General features: G+C 40.5%; 16 protein-coding genes. 2 read left to right on the top strand and 14 right to left on the bottom strand.

Features of this window, described 5'->3' with window-relative positions; translation table 11 throughout:
• Positions 1-15: 15 nt before the first annotated feature.
• From BGP78_RS19515 to BGP78_RS19450, 14 genes are all read right to left on the bottom strand, one after another.
• A complete protein-coding gene (locus BGP78_RS19515) occupies positions 16-291 on the bottom strand; it encodes an HU family DNA-binding protein (RefSeq protein ID WP_010361902.1) in 276 nt (91 codons plus the stop codon).
• 201 nt (positions 292-492) lie between these two features.
• On the bottom strand, positions 493-1,011 hold the full coding sequence (locus BGP78_RS19510) for a DUF2878 domain-containing protein (protein ID WP_119862956.1): 519 nt from the start codon (positions 1,009-1,011) through the stop codon (positions 493-495).
• On the bottom strand, positions 974-2,236 hold the full coding sequence (locus BGP78_RS19505) for a cyclopropane-fatty-acyl-phospholipid synthase family protein (protein WP_119862955.1): 1,263 nt from the start codon (positions 2,234-2,236) through the stop codon (positions 974-976). Before BGP78_RS19505 ends, BGP78_RS19510 begins: the two co-directional genes overlap by 38 nt.
• Positions 2,237-2,240: 4 nt before the next feature.
• Positions 2,241-2,966 carry a DUF1365 domain-containing protein gene (locus tag BGP78_RS19500; protein ID WP_119862954.1) on the bottom strand — a complete coding sequence of 242 codons (726 nt, stop codon included), beginning with the start codon at positions 2,964-2,966 and terminating at the stop codon, positions 2,241-2,243.
• A 1-nt stretch (position 2,967) separates the two neighbouring features.
• Positions 2,968-4,221 (bottom strand): NAD(P)/FAD-dependent oxidoreductase, encoded by a 1,254-nt coding sequence (locus BGP78_RS19495; protein WP_119862953.1) that lies wholly within the window; start codon positions 4,219-4,221, stop codon positions 2,968-2,970.
• Positions 4,218-4,928: an SDR family NAD(P)-dependent oxidoreductase gene (locus tag BGP78_RS19490; RefSeq protein ID WP_119862952.1), complete on the bottom strand. Its 711-nt coding sequence runs from the start codon at positions 4,926-4,928 to the stop codon at positions 4,218-4,220. Before BGP78_RS19490 ends, BGP78_RS19495 begins: the two co-directional genes overlap by 4 nt.
• Positions 4,925-5,353, bottom strand: a complete 429-nt coding sequence (locus BGP78_RS19485) for a nuclear transport factor 2 family protein (RefSeq protein WP_119862951.1) — start codon at positions 5,351-5,353, stop codon at positions 4,925-4,927. The genes BGP78_RS19490 and BGP78_RS19485 overlap by 4 nt, the downstream gene beginning before the upstream one ends.
• Position 5,354: 1 nt before the next feature.
• A complete protein-coding gene (gene phrB, locus BGP78_RS19480; RefSeq protein ID WP_119862950.1) occupies positions 5,355-6,743 on the bottom strand; it encodes a deoxyribodipyrimidine photo-lyase in 1,389 nt (462 codons plus the stop codon).
• Positions 6,743-7,702, bottom strand: coding sequence for a DUF523 and DUF1722 domain-containing protein (locus BGP78_RS19475; RefSeq protein ID WP_119862949.1), 960 nt, complete (start codon positions 7,700-7,702; stop codon positions 6,743-6,745). The genes phrB and BGP78_RS19475 overlap by 1 nt, the downstream gene beginning before the upstream one ends.
• A 10-nt stretch (positions 7,703-7,712) precedes the next feature.
• The gene (locus tag BGP78_RS19470) at positions 7,713-8,363 is read right to left on the bottom strand and encodes a ChrR family anti-sigma-E factor (RefSeq protein WP_119862948.1); all 651 of its coding nucleotides are present in this window, start codon (positions 8,361-8,363) and stop codon (positions 7,713-7,715) included.
• Positions 8,356-8,979 carry a sigma-70 family RNA polymerase sigma factor gene (locus tag BGP78_RS19465; protein WP_119862947.1) on the bottom strand — a complete coding sequence of 208 codons (624 nt, stop codon included), beginning with the start codon at positions 8,977-8,979 and terminating at the stop codon, positions 8,356-8,358. The genes BGP78_RS19470 and BGP78_RS19465 overlap by 8 nt, the downstream gene beginning before the upstream one ends.
• A 59-nt stretch (positions 8,980-9,038) precedes the next feature.
• Entirely contained in the window at positions 9,039-9,614 is a 576-nt protein-coding gene (locus tag BGP78_RS19460) for an LON peptidase substrate-binding domain-containing protein (protein WP_119862946.1), read from the bottom strand.
• Between the two features lie 79 nt (positions 9,615-9,693).
• A complete protein-coding gene (locus BGP78_RS19455; RefSeq protein WP_119862945.1) occupies positions 9,694-9,999 on the bottom strand; it encodes an MGMT family protein in 306 nt (101 codons plus the stop codon).
• Positions 9,989-10,879 carry a LysR family transcriptional regulator gene (locus BGP78_RS19450; RefSeq protein WP_119862944.1) on the bottom strand — a complete coding sequence of 297 codons (891 nt, stop codon included), beginning with the start codon at positions 10,877-10,879 and terminating at the stop codon, positions 9,989-9,991. Before BGP78_RS19450 ends, BGP78_RS19455 begins: the two co-directional genes overlap by 11 nt.
• Before the next feature lie 109 nt (positions 10,880-10,988).
• Between BGP78_RS19450 and BGP78_RS19445 the strand changes: the two genes are divergently transcribed.
• Together BGP78_RS19445 and BGP78_RS19440 are read left to right on the top strand one after the other, a co-directional pair.
• The gene (locus BGP78_RS19445) at positions 10,989-12,068 is read left to right on the top strand and encodes an efflux RND transporter periplasmic adaptor subunit (protein ID WP_119862943.1); all 1,080 of its coding nucleotides are present in this window, start codon (positions 10,989-10,991) and stop codon (positions 12,066-12,068) included.
• A 2-nt stretch (positions 12,069-12,070) separates the two neighbouring features.
• On the top strand, positions 12,071-15,136 hold the full coding sequence (locus tag BGP78_RS19440) for an efflux RND transporter permease subunit (RefSeq protein ID WP_119862942.1): 3,066 nt from the start codon (positions 12,071-12,073) through the stop codon (positions 15,134-15,136).

The following is a 15,136-nucleotide window of genomic DNA, read 5'->3' as shown; positions in this document are numbered from 1 at the left end:
AATATAAATCAAGCTTTATGGGTTAACTTGATCTTTTAGACCTTTACCCGCTTTGAAGCTTGGGATATTTGCAGCTGCAATTTGTATTTCGTCACCAGTCTGTGGATTACGACCTGTACGTGCAGCACGCTCTTTAACAGAGAAAGTACCAAAACCAACCAGTGCAACCGAATCACCATCTTTTAAAGACGTAGTTACAGCACCTGTGAACGCTTCAAGAGCACGAGCTGCTGCTGCTTTAGAAATTTCAGCATCTGCCGCCATTTTTTCTACTAGTTGAGCTTTATTCATTATAAGATTCCTATTCATTTATATTTTGCCTGAGCAAAAGCTATGTTTATGCATTTTAACTAGATGTGCAACCATTTCTTGAGATTTTTCAGAAAAAACCTACGAAACTCAGTAATGGCGCGCGTTCATTGCACATTTTGCGTTAAATCTAGCCAGCAAATACAAATTACCAAGGCGTTGACAATTAAGCAATACTTTATGTTACTGTTGTTGGAATTTTATCACTGCAGCCTGGTAAATATATCTTGCAAGCGCTGCATAAGTAGCCCACATGACCCCAAATAAGACCCAATAATGTATCATCGACTCAGAAATAGTGAGCGCACCAAAACGTGCCCCTGCCATGTAGCTTAATGGACCGAAAACAGCAAAAGCTAAAGCGACCTTCCACCACTGTAAACTTAGCATAAACCTAAAGGAATCATTGAACGTTAATAACAATGCCACCCATAGGCCAACCAACCACGTCGGCACAAATGTCGCTTCATAGCTGACAACGCCCGTAGATATCGCGATGAACTCGAACAAAAGAGAAAGCGGTAATAAACATGCCACAATAAACAAACTAATTGGCCGACTTTGCACTAATAGACCCATTAAAAAAATAGCAACCGCTATTATAATTAGCGCTCCCTCTTGGAGAAAGAGCGCACTAAACCAGCTAGTTTGAAACAGAATAAAATTAATAATTAAGCGTAGCTTTACATTCATTTGATACATACCTCGGCTTCCTAGCAACTAAATGCACCGTACTCGTGGCTCTTTGTTTGAAGGCCCCTTCACAATAACATAAATAAAATAACCATAGACGCTTGAAGCGCTCATCAAATTTACTCTGATCCAACGTTGGCCATGCATCAATAAACTTCTTACGCCAATCATATAACGTCCTTGCATAGTGCAGCCCGATATCAGATATTTCATGCACAACCATATCTGTGCCACCCTTGATCTGCTTATTCATCTGTTCAATCGAAGGTAGGCAGCCGCCAGGAAAAATATGTTGTTGAATGAAATCGGAATTTTTTAAGTAATGTTCATATCGCTGACACGCGATGGTTATAGCTTGAATAAGCATGGCACCAGAAGGCTTGAGTAGTGCGTTACATTTTTCAAAAAAGCTTGGCAAGTAGTTATGCCCCACAGCCTCTATCATTTCAATAGACACCAACTTGTCATACTTACCTGACAAATCTCTGTAATCATGCTTTAGCAGCGTTATTTTATCTTGTAGACCTTGCTGTTCAATAAGATCTGCAACGTACGCGTGTTGTTCTTCAGAAATAGTTGTCGTAGTGACATGACATCCATACGTCTTCGCGGCATAAACAGCAAATGCCCCCCACCCAGTGCCAATTTCGATAACAGTGTCAGACGCTTCTAAATCTAATTTTTCACAAATTACAGCGAGCTTATTTTCCTGCGCTTGCTCTAGTGTGGCGTCAGTACTCGGATATACTGCGCTTGAGTACATCATTTCACGGCTTAAAAATGCGGAGTATAAATCGTTACCAAGATCATAATGCGCAGCAATATTTTTTCTCGACCCAGATTTTGAATTACGATTTTTTAAATGTCCGAGCTTATTAACGAGCCCACTTACTATGGAAAACTTTCTTTCAAAACTGTCTAGTTGCTTTTGATTAACGGCAAATATTTCAATTAATGCGGTTAAATCATCACATTTCCAAAAACCATCTACGTACGCTTCACCAGCGCCAACACTGCCACCTAGCGCAAACGCTTTATACATTTGCTCATCAACGACGGTAACGGAACACGTAAGGTCGCTAGACCAATGACCGAACTCATGTGTCTGTGACCCCTCTTTTAAGGTGATATGTCCAGTTTCTATCGTATTGAAAGCCGCAAAAACCAGCCTTTTATATACCCCTGTTAACCACGATGTCGCATTGCGAACTTTCAAATCTGATGTATTTTCCATGTTCTTATCCTGGGTGCCCTATAAACGGCACTTTTTTCAAAAATAGTTTTAATGCCTGCCAGTAGATACCTTTACAAATTGAAACTGTCATAGCTGGAAAGCGTCTAATTACTTTACTGACATTCGCTGATGTTAATGCATGTCGTTTAAGTCGTAGTGTTGCGTCAAAAATTAACATATCGTCTTTTTTATTTTCAATATGTATCAATGTATTCTTATCTGGATTACGAACAGTCCAATGATAATTCATGTCCAAATCCATAAAAGGAGATACGTGAAAGACTTTTTTAAAGTTCACTTTTTTATTCAAATAGACGAGATAACAATGGCACTCATTCCAAGGCGTATTGCTAACCTCTGCAACCATATGTGTATAGTTGCCGTGTGTATCGCTAAAAAAGTAAAAGTTAACTGGACTGAAATAGATACCAAAACACCTAACTTGACAAAGCATCATCACACGATCAGAACAAGCAGGTTGTCCTAGCATCTCGCTAACATTCAGTGCCCTCTCTTTTAAACTGCCTTTATGGCTTTTTAAGTAATCAGTTTGATTAAATTTGAGAGCCTTAAACCCTTTAGTGCCAAGCCATGGATGAATAGAATCAAGCTTGTCTGTCTCATCTAAGTCTATCCAAGCCATATACATAGGGTACTTGAAAGTATGTTCCTTTGGGTGCGAACGGCGATGCCTGATATCCCCTAAATAGAGCGCACTATTGAGGGCCATGTCAAAAATCGATCCCGAATTGCTTTGCAACGTCTACGGCACTTTTCACGCCATCTTCGTGGAACCCATTAAACCAATATGCTCCGCAAAAATAACTGTGTTGTTTACCATCAATCAATGGTTTTTGCTTTTGTGCCTCGATACTTATTTGATTAAATACTGGGTGGTGATATTTAAATTTACGAAGCACCTTACTCTCATCTATCCCTTTTTCGTAGTTAAGCGTGACACAAAATGGGGTTTTGCTCTCAATCCCTTGTAAAATATTCATTTGATAAGTTACAACCGCGGCGTTATCAATGGCTCCATCAAGATAATAGTTCCAGCTTGCCCATGCAGCATGTCTCTTTGGCAACATCGCTTGGTCAGTATGTAAAATGACTGAATTCTCAGTATATGGAATACTGCCTAATACTTTACACTCATCAGTAGAAGGGTTCTCTAATAGAGCAAGCGCTTGGTCCGAGTGGCATGCAAATACCACTTTGTCGAATACATGCTCAGTCCCATCAGCCATTATGATCACAACGCCGTCTTCATTACGCCGCACGGTTTTTATGTCTGCATTTAACTGAATGTTATCTTTGAACGTATCTACTAGTGGCTTAATATAAGAGCGAGAACCACCTGGAATTACATACCACTGCGGTCTATTTGTGATGTCTAATAATCCGTGATTAAAGAAAAATTTAACAAAGAATTCTATTTCAAAATCCTCCATTTCCTTAATACTTGTTGACCATATAGCAGCGCCCATGGGCAATATATAGTGCGTTTTGAAGAAGTCATTAAAACCATGATGATTTAAAAGCTCGCCCAAAGTAGATAGGTCACCATATTGCTTATGCGCAAAAAGTGTCTTACACACCTTATTAAAGCGCACGATATCATACAATAAGCGCCAAAACTTAGGTCGCACTATATTTCGCTTTTGTGCGAAAAGTGATGCGAGAGTATGGCCGTTATACTCAAACTTAGTCTGTGTATTTTGAACACTAAAGCTCATTTGCGTTGGTTGCCTAGAGACACCAATTTCACTCAGTAGTTTTTCGAATTTAGGGTAAGTACGGTCATTAAATACAATAAACCCAGTATCAACCGCATACTCCTTACCTTCTACTTCAACGTCGACTGTCGCAGTATGTCCACCAATATAATCATTTTTCTCAAATACAGTGACTTTATTTTCCTTGCTTAAAAGGTAGGCAGCTGTCATACCCGATATGCCAGAACCAATTATTGCTATATTATTCATCGTGATAATCCTTTAGCTATTACTTTCCACATACCAAATGGTAACAATTGGAATAACTTCATTATTATTGTAAATCGTTTAGGGAAGTGTATGTCTCTTTTGCGCTTTTCAACGCCTTTTTTTATATATATGGCTGCTTCATCAACTGTGACAGCCATCGGCATGGGGAAATCGTTCTTGTCTGTTAAAGGGGTTTTGACAAAACCAGGATGTACAACGCTGACATCTATATCCTTTAAGTCGACCGCCAACGTTTGTGCCAAATACGTCGCTGCGGCTTTTGATGCACCATAAGCCTGCGCGCGCGGCAGAGCTAAAAACGCTGCACTGGAACTTACTATAACTAGCTGCCCTCCTGGTTTAACCTTTCTCAGCAATACATCTAAGCAGTAACCAATAGATAAAAGGTTGACACGAACAACTCGCTCAAATAGCACACTATCGAAATTACGGGCATCATCAATATATTCACAATTTCCTGCATTTAAAACTAAGATGTCTATGCTGTCTATTGATGCTGTTTTCAGTTTTATATCGTCTATATCAGTTACATCAAATTGCAGCGGCGTTATATTATCATGCGCATTATAACGACTCAGTACTTCGGCATTTCTCCCACACGCATAAACATGCGCATGCTCTTGGTAAATCTCTACCAGTCCCTTTCCTATACCAGAGGTCGCGCCGGTTATTAGTATTTTTTTCATGCGTCTGCAGCCCTTCTATCAACTAACTTAACCAAATAGCCAAGGATAGGGATCTGCCGATACAGAAGCGAACCAACGTCAAAGTAATCTCTATGATGTGCAACTTTTCCACCCAAAAAAGTAAGTTTACTATGTCCGTCTACTACGATTTCGTTACCTGAATTCAGTTTTGGGTGGCAATAACGCATTTGCCAATAAACAAACCCGTTATTATCTTTTATATAACGGTCTGTTATATCAAATTCTATAGATTGAACATTGACATAAAGATGTTGAAAATACTCTGTTAGCTCATCGAGCCCTTCGACAACATGAAGCGGGTCGATAAATACAATATCTGGATGATATACATCAGCAAGAACAGATAAATTATCGGCCCTTAAAACATCATACATACCAATAAACTTCTCTAAAATAGGCTCCATACTAAACCTTAAATGCGTCCAATGCGCGTTGCCTTGCCTCTTTATGCTCAACAATCGCTGGTAAATAATTAATAGATGATGCCAAGGTTATAAACTCGTGAGGAAAATGAATAAATTTACTTGGCACATCAGCGAGTTCTGGCACATAGGTACGAATGAAATCACCGTCAGGATCAAACTTTTTGCTTTGAGTAATAGGATTAAAAATCCTGAAATATGGCTGAGCGTCGCATCCTGTGCTTGCTGCCCATTGCCAACCTCCATTATTACTCGCCAAGTCTCCATCTATGAGCTTTTCCATGAAGTAGCGTTCGCCTTTTCGCCAATCAACCAACAAATGCTTTGTTAAAAAACTTGCGACGATCATACGTAATCGATTGTGCATCCACCCAGTTTGATTAAGCTGCCGCATTGCTGCATCTACAATCGGGTAGCCTGTCTCACCTCGGCACCAGGCGTGAAATAATTCTTCATCTTCATTCCACATTACTGCATCATACTTTTTATTAAAGTTTTTGTATTTGCATAGGCTCGGGTACGCAACAATCAAGTGACGATAAAACTCACGCCAAATTAACTCGTTTATCCAGGTAAACTCTTCCCTACTGGGTGTTTGCAAAATATCAGGATAATGACACTGCACTTCAGCTAACAACTGCTTCACAGATATAGCGCCAATAGCCAAGTATGGGCTTAACCCCGATGTCCCTTTTATACTAGGAATATCTCGCTGAGCGTGATAACTAACACACTTAGTAGCAACAAAGTGACTCGCAACACCAGCTAAACTTTCATCGTCTACTGGCCATTTAATAGAGCTGCTATCGCCAATTAAGCATTCTGGGATAGACCACCTTAATGCAGTAATCATTTTATCTTCTAAAGGCCAGCGAGGGATAATAAATTGCTGGCGTTCAAATAACTTTAGCCATGCTTTTTTAAAAGGCGTAAAAACCTTAAACATTTCATCATTTTTAGTCAGCACAGATCCAGGTTTAGCTATTACATCTCCATCAAATAACGTCAGGGTGATACCAATCGACATACACTCGCTGTCACGAGCGCGTTCATTCACTTCATATTCTTTATTCGCATAGACCTCTTCTATTTGATATGACGCGCAAACTGCTTGTAATCGTGCTGGTATGTCGCTAAATGAATCGACCACCTCTATGTGCATCTTGATCCCAAATTGTGCGAGCTTATTCCCCAAATAAGCAACTCGTCTTTTAATCAAATCTAATTGTATTGGCGCCATCCTATGCTTGTCTCGCCATTGCTGTTCACACATAAAAAACAGCGCCACTTGGGCGCCGTTTTCAACTGCTTCAATAAAGGCTTCATTTCCGAAATAACGTAAATCTCGTCGAAACCAAAATGCTATTTTCATTAAATACCAAACCTCAACTTTAATTCATTCGGATAAGGGTTAAAATACACCTGTTTCGCCAAGTACTCATTACTGTGTACAGTCAAGTGGTGCTTGATCAGTGTCAGCGGTACATATAAAGGGACTATGCCTGCTCGGTAATGTTCAATCGCCTCACACATCTCATGCTTTTCAACCTTAGACAGAGAGTTTTTAAAATAGCCCTGCAAATGACTTAGCGTGTTTGCCTGGTTTTTCCGAGACGCAGGCCGAGCCAACCCCTTCATCAACCCGCCGATATACTCTTCTTTAACTTCATCAAGATCTCGTCCTGCTGCATGACCTAACAGCTTACCAAGCGATTTGTATGATTCATAATTGTGACTCATCAACAAATACTTGTGCTGCGCATGGAACTGAGTGAGCTCATGAACACCAACACGATCGAGGTTTAATTCTTGCCAATGCTTGTACACGTAGACGCGAGTGACAAAGTTCTCCCTCAGATGTGGATCACTCAACCTACCGTTTTCTTCACACGGCAGGTTCGGATTGTGCTTCATCACTTGAGCTGCAAAAAAGCCAACGCCCTCTGAGGAGTTACCTGTTCCAGCTTCGTTGTAGACCTTTACTCTCTCCATACCGCAACTAGGACTTTTGGCGCAAAATACAAAGCCAGATAATTCCTTTGCTTGCTCGTGAGCAACTCTCTTACCATATTCAGTCAACTTTTCGCCTACTTCCCCAGACCCGTCTGGTCGGCATACTTTGATTGTATCCCCAACCCTAACCTGTCGAATTGTAGCGCGCGGTATTGACATTCCAACCGCAACCTCTGGACAGAACTTTTTATATTCTACATAGTTACCAAGCTCATCCATACAGAAGTTAGAGCGCTTGTGACCTGTATCGAAGCGCACCTTATCTCCAGCTAAACATGCGCTAATACCAATTTGTATTGGTGATTCGAAAGTCCGCATATTCACTCTCCTAGTAGATTAAATTACCAATTGGGTTCAACAACTTGCTCAAGCCCTTGTTAAAATGTAGTGCACTATTAACCAGTGTAAAGCACAAGCAGCCATCCTGAGTCTTAGGAGTATGTGTGTGTCGGCCGTCTAACCAAATGAAATCGCCAGCAACATAGCTACCAGATTCATCTTCAAAACTGCCATCCAACAATAACGTTAATTCAAACCCAGTATGTGTATGATTGGGTATCTCACCGCCTGGCGCTATCTGTAATAAACTAGCCCTAACATCGCCATCACCTAAATCAAGCCGAGATCTCGCTAATTTACCTACGTGTGAAAACCCTGAACGAGATAGGCTTGCTATGGCTCTTGGAACAACGGCCCTAGACCCCTGATACTCTATAAGCTCATGTTCGTACTGTTTTACAAGATCAACTGTCTTGTCTTCAGTTATATCAGAGATCATTTGTGAAAAGTCGAAGTCTAAGTCCAACCCATCTGTATCTGAAAACATCTCTTGACTACATGACGCTTCATTTTTCGCTACCTGCTTTGCGCAACACGGACACATTTCAACATGGGCAGAAATAGCAATACTCAACGATTCAGGTAGTGTGCCTTGTGAAAACTGCATTAACATCTCTGCTGTTGGGTGATGTTTAATCATGGCTATCTCCCATTTCTGCTCTTAATTTTTGTAGCGCTAAACGTAAACGCGATTTGACGGTACCGACTGGAATGTTCAATTGTTCAGCCAATTGCTCTTGTGACATCTCTTGAAAATAAACGCCCTTAACAACTTCCTGCTGCGCGGCTGGCAGACAACTTATATACTTCTGTATCTGCTTATCCTGCAAATGATCTCTAAAGCCATCATCATATGATTGACTCTCTTGCAGAGTAGGCCAAATTTCTTCACTAATGTGGTCTTCCTTTTTACTCTTAATCTTGCGAAGAGCGTCAAACGAAGCATTTCTCATCACAGTGTAAACCCACGTCGTTGCTGCGCCCTTGTCCTTGTTATACAAGTGAGCCTTCCGCCAAACCGATGTCATAGTATCCTGCACGAGTTCCATTGCCATTGCTTCTGAACCATATTGTTTTACACCAAACCGCTTTATTTTTGGTGCAAAGTACTTAAATAGCGTAGCGAACGCTACTTTATCACGCTGGTCAGCCACTTCTACAAGTGCCTCCGATAACGCTTGTGTAGGTGTATCGTCCATATTTTTGTTTTGCCCAGACTTTAGCGATACAGCTGTAGTCGGTGATTGGCTAACCATAACTTATGCCCCGTTTAACCTCTAATTGACATACATTACGTACAACCAAATCAAACCGATCACTCTGCTTCAATTAAAATAGTATGAAGGAAGTTAGTAACTTGGTCAAAGCTCTGTGCTGACTTAAGTTTTTCTTTCTGACTTGTCTCCATAGGCAAGAGTTCTAGCCATCTGGAAGCAACCCAAACAGGTCTGGTGAATGATTTTTCTTGATACAAAGAATCTAAGTGTGGGTGCCGTTTAAAAATACTTTCCAACATAGAAGACAACGTCGCATCAAACTCGGATACTTCATCTTCTTTATAGAGCCATAACGGATCATCTATCACTCTAATGTCACCATGCCTAAGGCCAGTCTCGTCCTGGTGAACATTTTTAATTTTAACTCTATTACGTGCATACACGTCTATTAAAAGCTGCCCCGCATCATCTTGTGAAAAATCTACAATTTCTACGTAAACACCTTCATTTAATAATGTATCATCAGTAAATCCAGCCACGGTGCACAGCACAAACCCCGTATTCTGAAGCAACGCGTTTTTTACCATTTTCATATACCTGTCTTCAAATATCCGCAAACGCGTGTACCCTTGCGGTAAAAGAAAAACAGGTAATGGGAAGATTGCTCGGTTCATAAACATGCTGTAGTTAAAAAAATATGTAATTCAATACGTCTTGGTTACTAAACCCGATCAGTCCATGGTTTGCTAAGAGTCAGCCCCACTGGTAAATTCGCATGTTAATTTTGTCTTTGATAAAAACTATCCCTTCAAGTTCCAAATGTTCTTTCTGCTCAACGTACTTTTTCGAGCCATAAGGAAATGAAATCTTGCCTTGGCTATTTACTACTCGATACCAAGGAAGTGCACTACCTCTGGGTAACTCTTTTAGTAAACGACCAACCGCGCGGGCTTGGCGCGGCAATCCCGCTAAATTTGCCAACTGTCCATATGCGGCAACTTTACCTTTTGGGATCGCACCAATTAGGGTAAACAAGCGCTGTTTATGTTCATCCTGCATATGCCTCTCCTAATAGTTTAAACTCTGACCATATTGACCTAGCTACTGGCCCATGATGTTTACTATGTTGCCTAAACACATGTATGCCTGCTGTAAAAGAGTCTTGCCTGTCCAAAACGTGTATTTGCTCCAAAACGCCCGTATCAATTTCATTTTGGCAATGGCTTAAACTGATCATTGCAAAGCCCAATCCAGACAATAAAAACGACTTTATAGATGCAATATCATCCAGTTTCATAATATTGCTCCCTCGTGCATAAGCTAATCGTTCACTATCAAAGTCAAAGCCGCTTTCAAACATAGCTAAGCAAGGATAATGTGCTAACTCATCATAGGTTAACGACGTGGGAAGTAGGCCTTTTTTAGCCACCAAGCCCAATTTAAACTCGCCGATGGCGATAGACTCTAAATCCCCCGTGGCATGAAATAAATCAAACCATGGGCCAATTCCTAAGTCAGCTACCCCCGAATTCACTTGCTCCAATGCAGCAAAACGTTTTCCACTCGTGATTGCAATTTCAGTTTGAGTAAAGCGTTTAAAAATTGATGCTATCACTCGATTATAACCATTTTGGTGACATAAAGGTTCATAGCATATAGTGAGATTTGCCTCATTACCCGACGAAAATTCATCTGCCATAATTTGCAGGTCGTCTCTCACACCCAGTAATTTTATCGACTCAGAATAAAATCGCCTCCCCTGCTCGGTCAGTGTTATCCGATAGTTTTGCCTATCAAATAACTTAAACCCTAATTGGCTTTCTAACCTCTTCATTGCCTGTGTAATAGCAGGCTGTGTCTTAAACAACTTACAGGCAGCCTCATTCAAGCTATTTGAATGAGCAACAACATGTAGCATTTCTATGTCTGATATCTTCATAAATTAAATTTATATAGATTAAAATATTATATAATTTTTATTTTATCGTCCTTTTCTATATTGTGCACCACAATGTTTGATACTTCTAAATAAAGATGGAGTTTTACCCATGCTAAAACTTACCGCCGTTGCGTCTATTTTACTCTTTTTAACCGGCTGTCAAGATGCACCTGAGCAAAGTAACATAGCTGATATTATTCGCCCTGTGAAACTGGTTTCAGTGATAGACTCACAGCACAGTACGGTGAGAAGTTTTCCTGCAGAAGTTGTTGCTAACCAGGGCTCTTACCTTGCATTTAGAGTCAATGGTGAACTACTTGAGTTTCCAGTACTTGCAGGACAAGAAGTGCAAAAAGGCCAGTTATTGGCAAAACTCGATCCGGAAGATTTACAACTTCAGTATGAACAACGTAGCGCACAGTATGACCTCGCTGTATCACAACTCGACCGAGTTAAGTCTTTATATGATAGGTCAATAACATCCAAGTCAGAATATGACCAAGCGCTCGCGAATAAACAAGTCGCAGAGTCCGCATTTAAAATTGCTAAAACTAATTTAGAAAACTCAGAATTAAAAGCACCGTTTAGTGGAACCGTTGCAAAAGTTTTCGTCAAGAATTTTGAAAATGTTGTCGCAAAACAAAACATTCTACGTCTAGAAACCCGTGACATGATGGATGTTATTATTCAGGTGCCTGAAAAATTAGTGGCGAGGGTTAACAAAGAGTTAGATTATCATCCTAATGTTGTCTTTGACGGGTTCCCATCTAAGTCATACCGTTTAACAATAAAAGAATGGGACACACAAGCGGATCCATCAACGTTAAGCTACAAAGTCGTATTTACGCTACCGATCCCAACTGATTTTAACTTACTGGCGGGCATGACCGGACATGTATACATAGACCATAGTAAAATCACTAAATTACCTGCGAGGAAATTGTTTGTTCCTGTAGAAGCGGTATTTTCAGAGCAAACACAACCAAAAGATAATAATTCTTTTGTCTGGTTATTCGATGAACACACGAGCACTATAAGCAAACAGCCTGTTGTGGTGGGTGATATGTATGACCAAGGTATTGAAATATTGTCAGGCTTATCAACCACCGATATTGTCGTGGGTGCCGGTGTGCATCACCTAACACAGGGATTGAAGGTTCGCCCTTGGGCTAAAGAGCGAGGGTTATAACGATGAGCCTAGCAAAATGGTCTATCGAAAATAGCGTGATTAGTTGGATGTTTGCTCTATTGCTCCTTTTAGCAGGTACGGTTTCATACTTCGGACTTGGTCAACTAGAAGACCCTGAATTCACGCTAAAAAAAGCCATGGTGGTCACATTGTACCCTGGCGCATCACCACAACAAGTTGAAGAAGAAGTCACCTTTCCTATAGAAAATGCGATTCAACAGTTGCCATACGTGGATTATGTTACCTCTATATCCTCTGCAGGAAAGTCTCAGATTTCTGTAGAGATGAAGAGCACGTATAGAAAAGATGACCTTAAACAAATATGGGATGAGTTGCGTAGAAAAGTCAACGATTTACAAAACAATTTACCCCCAGGTGTATATTCACCAAAAGTGATAGATGATTTTGCCGATGTATATGGCGTTATGTATGCTGTCACTGGTGATGGGTATTCATACGATGAGTTAAAAGATTATGTTGACTATCTAAAACGAGAACTCGTATTAGTAAACGGCGTGAGTAAAGTCACTGTGGCTGGAGAGCAACAAGCTCAAGTTATCGTTGAGATTGCTACTCAAAAACTCTCACAATTAGGTATTGCACCTTCAAGAATATTCTCTTTATTACAATCACAAAACAGTGTATCTAATGCAGGAAAAATACGTGTCGGTGATGAGTCTATAAGGCTTCATCCTACTGGTGAATTCCAAGACGTGAAAGAACTGGAACACCTTTTAATCTCAAAGCCTGGGTCTAAAGAGTTAATCTATTTAGGTGATGTGGCAACAGTCAGCCGAGAATATGCTGAAGTACCTAAACACATAACTCGGTTTAATGAACAACGCGCTCTGCTTGTTGGTGTGTCGTTTAGCTCTGGAGTTAATGTTGTTGATATTGGCCGCGCAATGGAACGCCATCTAACCGACTTAGAATATCAACGGCCACATGGTATGGAGATTAACACCGTATATCATCAACCAAACGAAGTACAACAATCTGTCGATGGCTTTATTGTCAGCCTGATAGAAGCCATTGCAATTGTAATATTCGTTTTATTGATTTTTATGGGCGTAAAAAGCGGACTGCTTATCGGTGCAGTGTTATTACTCACTGTACTGGGCACCTTTATTTTTATGAAACTGTTTGCTATTGACCTGCAGCGGATCTCTCTGGGTGCATTGATCATAGCCCTTGGTATGCTTGTTGATAACGCGATAGTAGTCACAGAAGGTATCTTGATAAATTTAAAACGTGGGCAAACTAAGATGCGTGCAGCTGTTAACATCGTGCAGCAAACAAAGTGGCCATTGCTCGGCGCAACGATTATCGGTATTACTGCATTTGCTCCAATAGGACTCAGTAGCGACGCCAGCGGTGAGTTTGCAGGATCTCTATTTTGGGTACTTCTTATATCTTTGCTACTAAGTTGGGTTACAGCGATTACGTTAACACCTTTTTTTGCCAACTTGCTCTTTAAAGAGACTCCTACAAATCAAGCTAATAGCAATGATGACCCCTATCAAGGTATAATTTTTAATTTTTATAAAGTCCTTCTTTCAACTGCATTGAAATTTAGACTATTAACATTAGCTCTAATGATTTTACTGTTAGCGGCATCAGTTGTAGGGTTCAAATCAGTCAAACAGTCATTTTTCCCCGCATCTAATACACCGATGTTTTATGTTGATTACTGGCATTACCAAGGTGCTGATATTCGAAGCACCTCTGACAACTTGGCAGACATTGAGTCTTTTTTACAAAGCGATGACCTCGTTCTTGAAGTAACATCGACAATAGGACAAGGTGCGCCAAGGTTTATGCTTACCTATTCTCCTGAAAAACAATATGATGCGTATGGTCAATTGATTGTTCGAGTAAAAGACCGTGACGCAGTTGCCGAAATGATTGCAAAACTCCGAGTATTTGAACAACAGCATCCTCTTTCCGGTACACTTAAAATCAAACGAATGGAAATTGGTCCATCTACGAATGCAAAAATAGAAGCGCGTTTTTCCGGTCCTGATCCGGTTGTACTCAGACAATTATCAGCAAAGGCACAAGCTATATTTTCGAATGATGCCAATGCATTTAATATTCGCGATGATTGGCGGCAACGCACTAAAGTAATACGTCCTGAGTTTAATGAACAAAAAGCTCGTCGTTTAGGTATTAGTAAATCAGATCTTGATCAGCTGCTGCTTACCAGTATTTCAGGTAATAAAGTCGGATTATATCGAGATGGTACACAACTGTTGCCCATTGTTGCTCGTTCGACAGAAGAAGAACGTAAAAATGTCGAGAACCTAAGTGATCTGCAAATTTTTAGCCCAGTACTCAACGTCTATGTGCCCGTCACACAGGTTGTAGATGAATTTAGAGTATTATGGGAAGACCCGCTGATAATGCGTCGTGATCGTAAACGTACTATCACGGTAATGGCTGATCATGACGTAATTGGTGATGAAACACCCGCTAAGCTATTTGCACGAGTAAGGGGGGATATAGAGAATATTCCACTCCCCAACGGATATGAAATGAATTGGGGTGGTGAATTCGAGTCTTCTTCAAAAGCAAAAACCGCTATTTTTGGCTCACTCCCACTGGGTTACCTTGCGATGTTCATGATCACTGTCATGTTATTCAACTCACTAAAACAGCCTCTGGTGATTTGGTCTACCGTTCCTCTTGCTATCATTGGCGTAACCGCGGGCTTAGTATCACTAAACGCACCGTTTAGTTTTATGGCATTGCTCGGCTTACTTAGCTTATCAGGCATGTTAATCAAAAACGGGATTGTATTAGTTGACCAAATCAACCTTGAAATAAAAGAAGGTAAGGCGCCCTATGCCGCGGTATTTGATTCCGGCGTAAGTCGTGTTAGACCTGTTTCAATGGCAGCGATAACCACTATTTTGGGGATGATCCCCTTATTGTTTGACGTGTTCTTCAAATCAATGGCAGTGACGATTATGTTTGGCTTAGGGTTCGCGACCATACTTACCCTAATCGTTATTCCCGTTATGTACTGTTTGTTATTTGGGATCAAACAAACATCGATCAAGGTTTAA

The sequence above is a fragment of the Pseudoalteromonas sp. MSK9-3 genome (assembly GCF_003590335.1).
Taxonomy (GTDB): Bacteria; Pseudomonadota; Gammaproteobacteria; order Enterobacterales; family Alteromonadaceae; genus Pseudoalteromonas.
The sequence above is the reverse complement of the archived record's forward strand: the minus strand, read 5'-3'. Positions and strand labels throughout refer to the sequence as shown.

Coding starts and splice junctions, on each gene's coding strand:
- BGP78_RS19440 (WP_119862942.1), top strand. CDS start 12,071: ATGAGCCTAGCAAAATGGTCTATCGAAAATAGCGTGATTAGTTGGATG.
- BGP78_RS19465 (WP_119862947.1), bottom strand. CDS start 8,979: ATGGTTAGCCAATCACCGACTACAGCTGTATCGCTAAAGTCTGGGCAA.
- phrB (WP_119862950.1), bottom strand. CDS start 6,743: ATGAAAATAGCATTTTGGTTTCGACGAGATTTACGTTATTTCGGAAAT.
- BGP78_RS19510 (WP_119862956.1), bottom strand. CDS start 1,011: ATGTATCAAATGAATGTAAAGCTACGCTTAATTATTAATTTTATTCTG.
- BGP78_RS19495 (WP_119862953.1), bottom strand. CDS start 4,221: ATGAATAATATAGCAATAATTGGTTCTGGCATATCGGGTATGACAGCT.
- BGP78_RS19500 (WP_119862954.1), bottom strand. CDS start 2,966: ATGGCCCTCAATAGTGCGCTCTATTTAGGGGATATCAGGCATCGCCGT.
- BGP78_RS19475 (WP_119862949.1), bottom strand. CDS start 7,702: ATGCGGACTTTCGAATCACCAATACAAATTGGTATTAGCGCATGTTTA.
- BGP78_RS19490 (WP_119862952.1), bottom strand. CDS start 4,928: ATGAAAAAAATACTAATAACCGGCGCGACCTCTGGTATAGGAAAGGGA.
- BGP78_RS19485 (WP_119862951.1), bottom strand. CDS start 5,353: ATGGAGCCTATTTTAGAGAAGTTTATTGGTATGTATGATGTTTTAAGG.
- BGP78_RS19445 (WP_119862943.1), top strand. CDS start 10,989: ATGCTAAAACTTACCGCCGTTGCGTCTATTTTACTCTTTTTAACCGGC.
- BGP78_RS19515 (WP_010361902.1), bottom strand. CDS start 291: ATGAATAAAGCTCAACTAGTAGAAAAAATGGCGGCAGATGCTGAAATT.
- BGP78_RS19505 (WP_119862955.1), bottom strand. CDS start 2,236: ATGGAAAATACATCAGATTTGAAAGTTCGCAATGCGACATCGTGGTTA.
- BGP78_RS19450 (WP_119862944.1), bottom strand. CDS start 10,879: ATGAAGATATCAGACATAGAAATGCTACATGTTGTTGCTCATTCAAAT.
- BGP78_RS19470 (WP_119862948.1), bottom strand. CDS start 8,363: ATGATTAAACATCACCCAACAGCAGAGATGTTAATGCAGTTTTCACAA.
- BGP78_RS19455 (WP_119862945.1), bottom strand. CDS start 9,999: ATGCAGGATGAACATAAACAGCGCTTGTTTACCCTAATTGGTGCGATC.
- BGP78_RS19460 (WP_119862946.1), bottom strand. CDS start 9,614: ATGAACCGAGCAATCTTCCCATTACCTGTTTTTCTTTTACCGCAAGGG.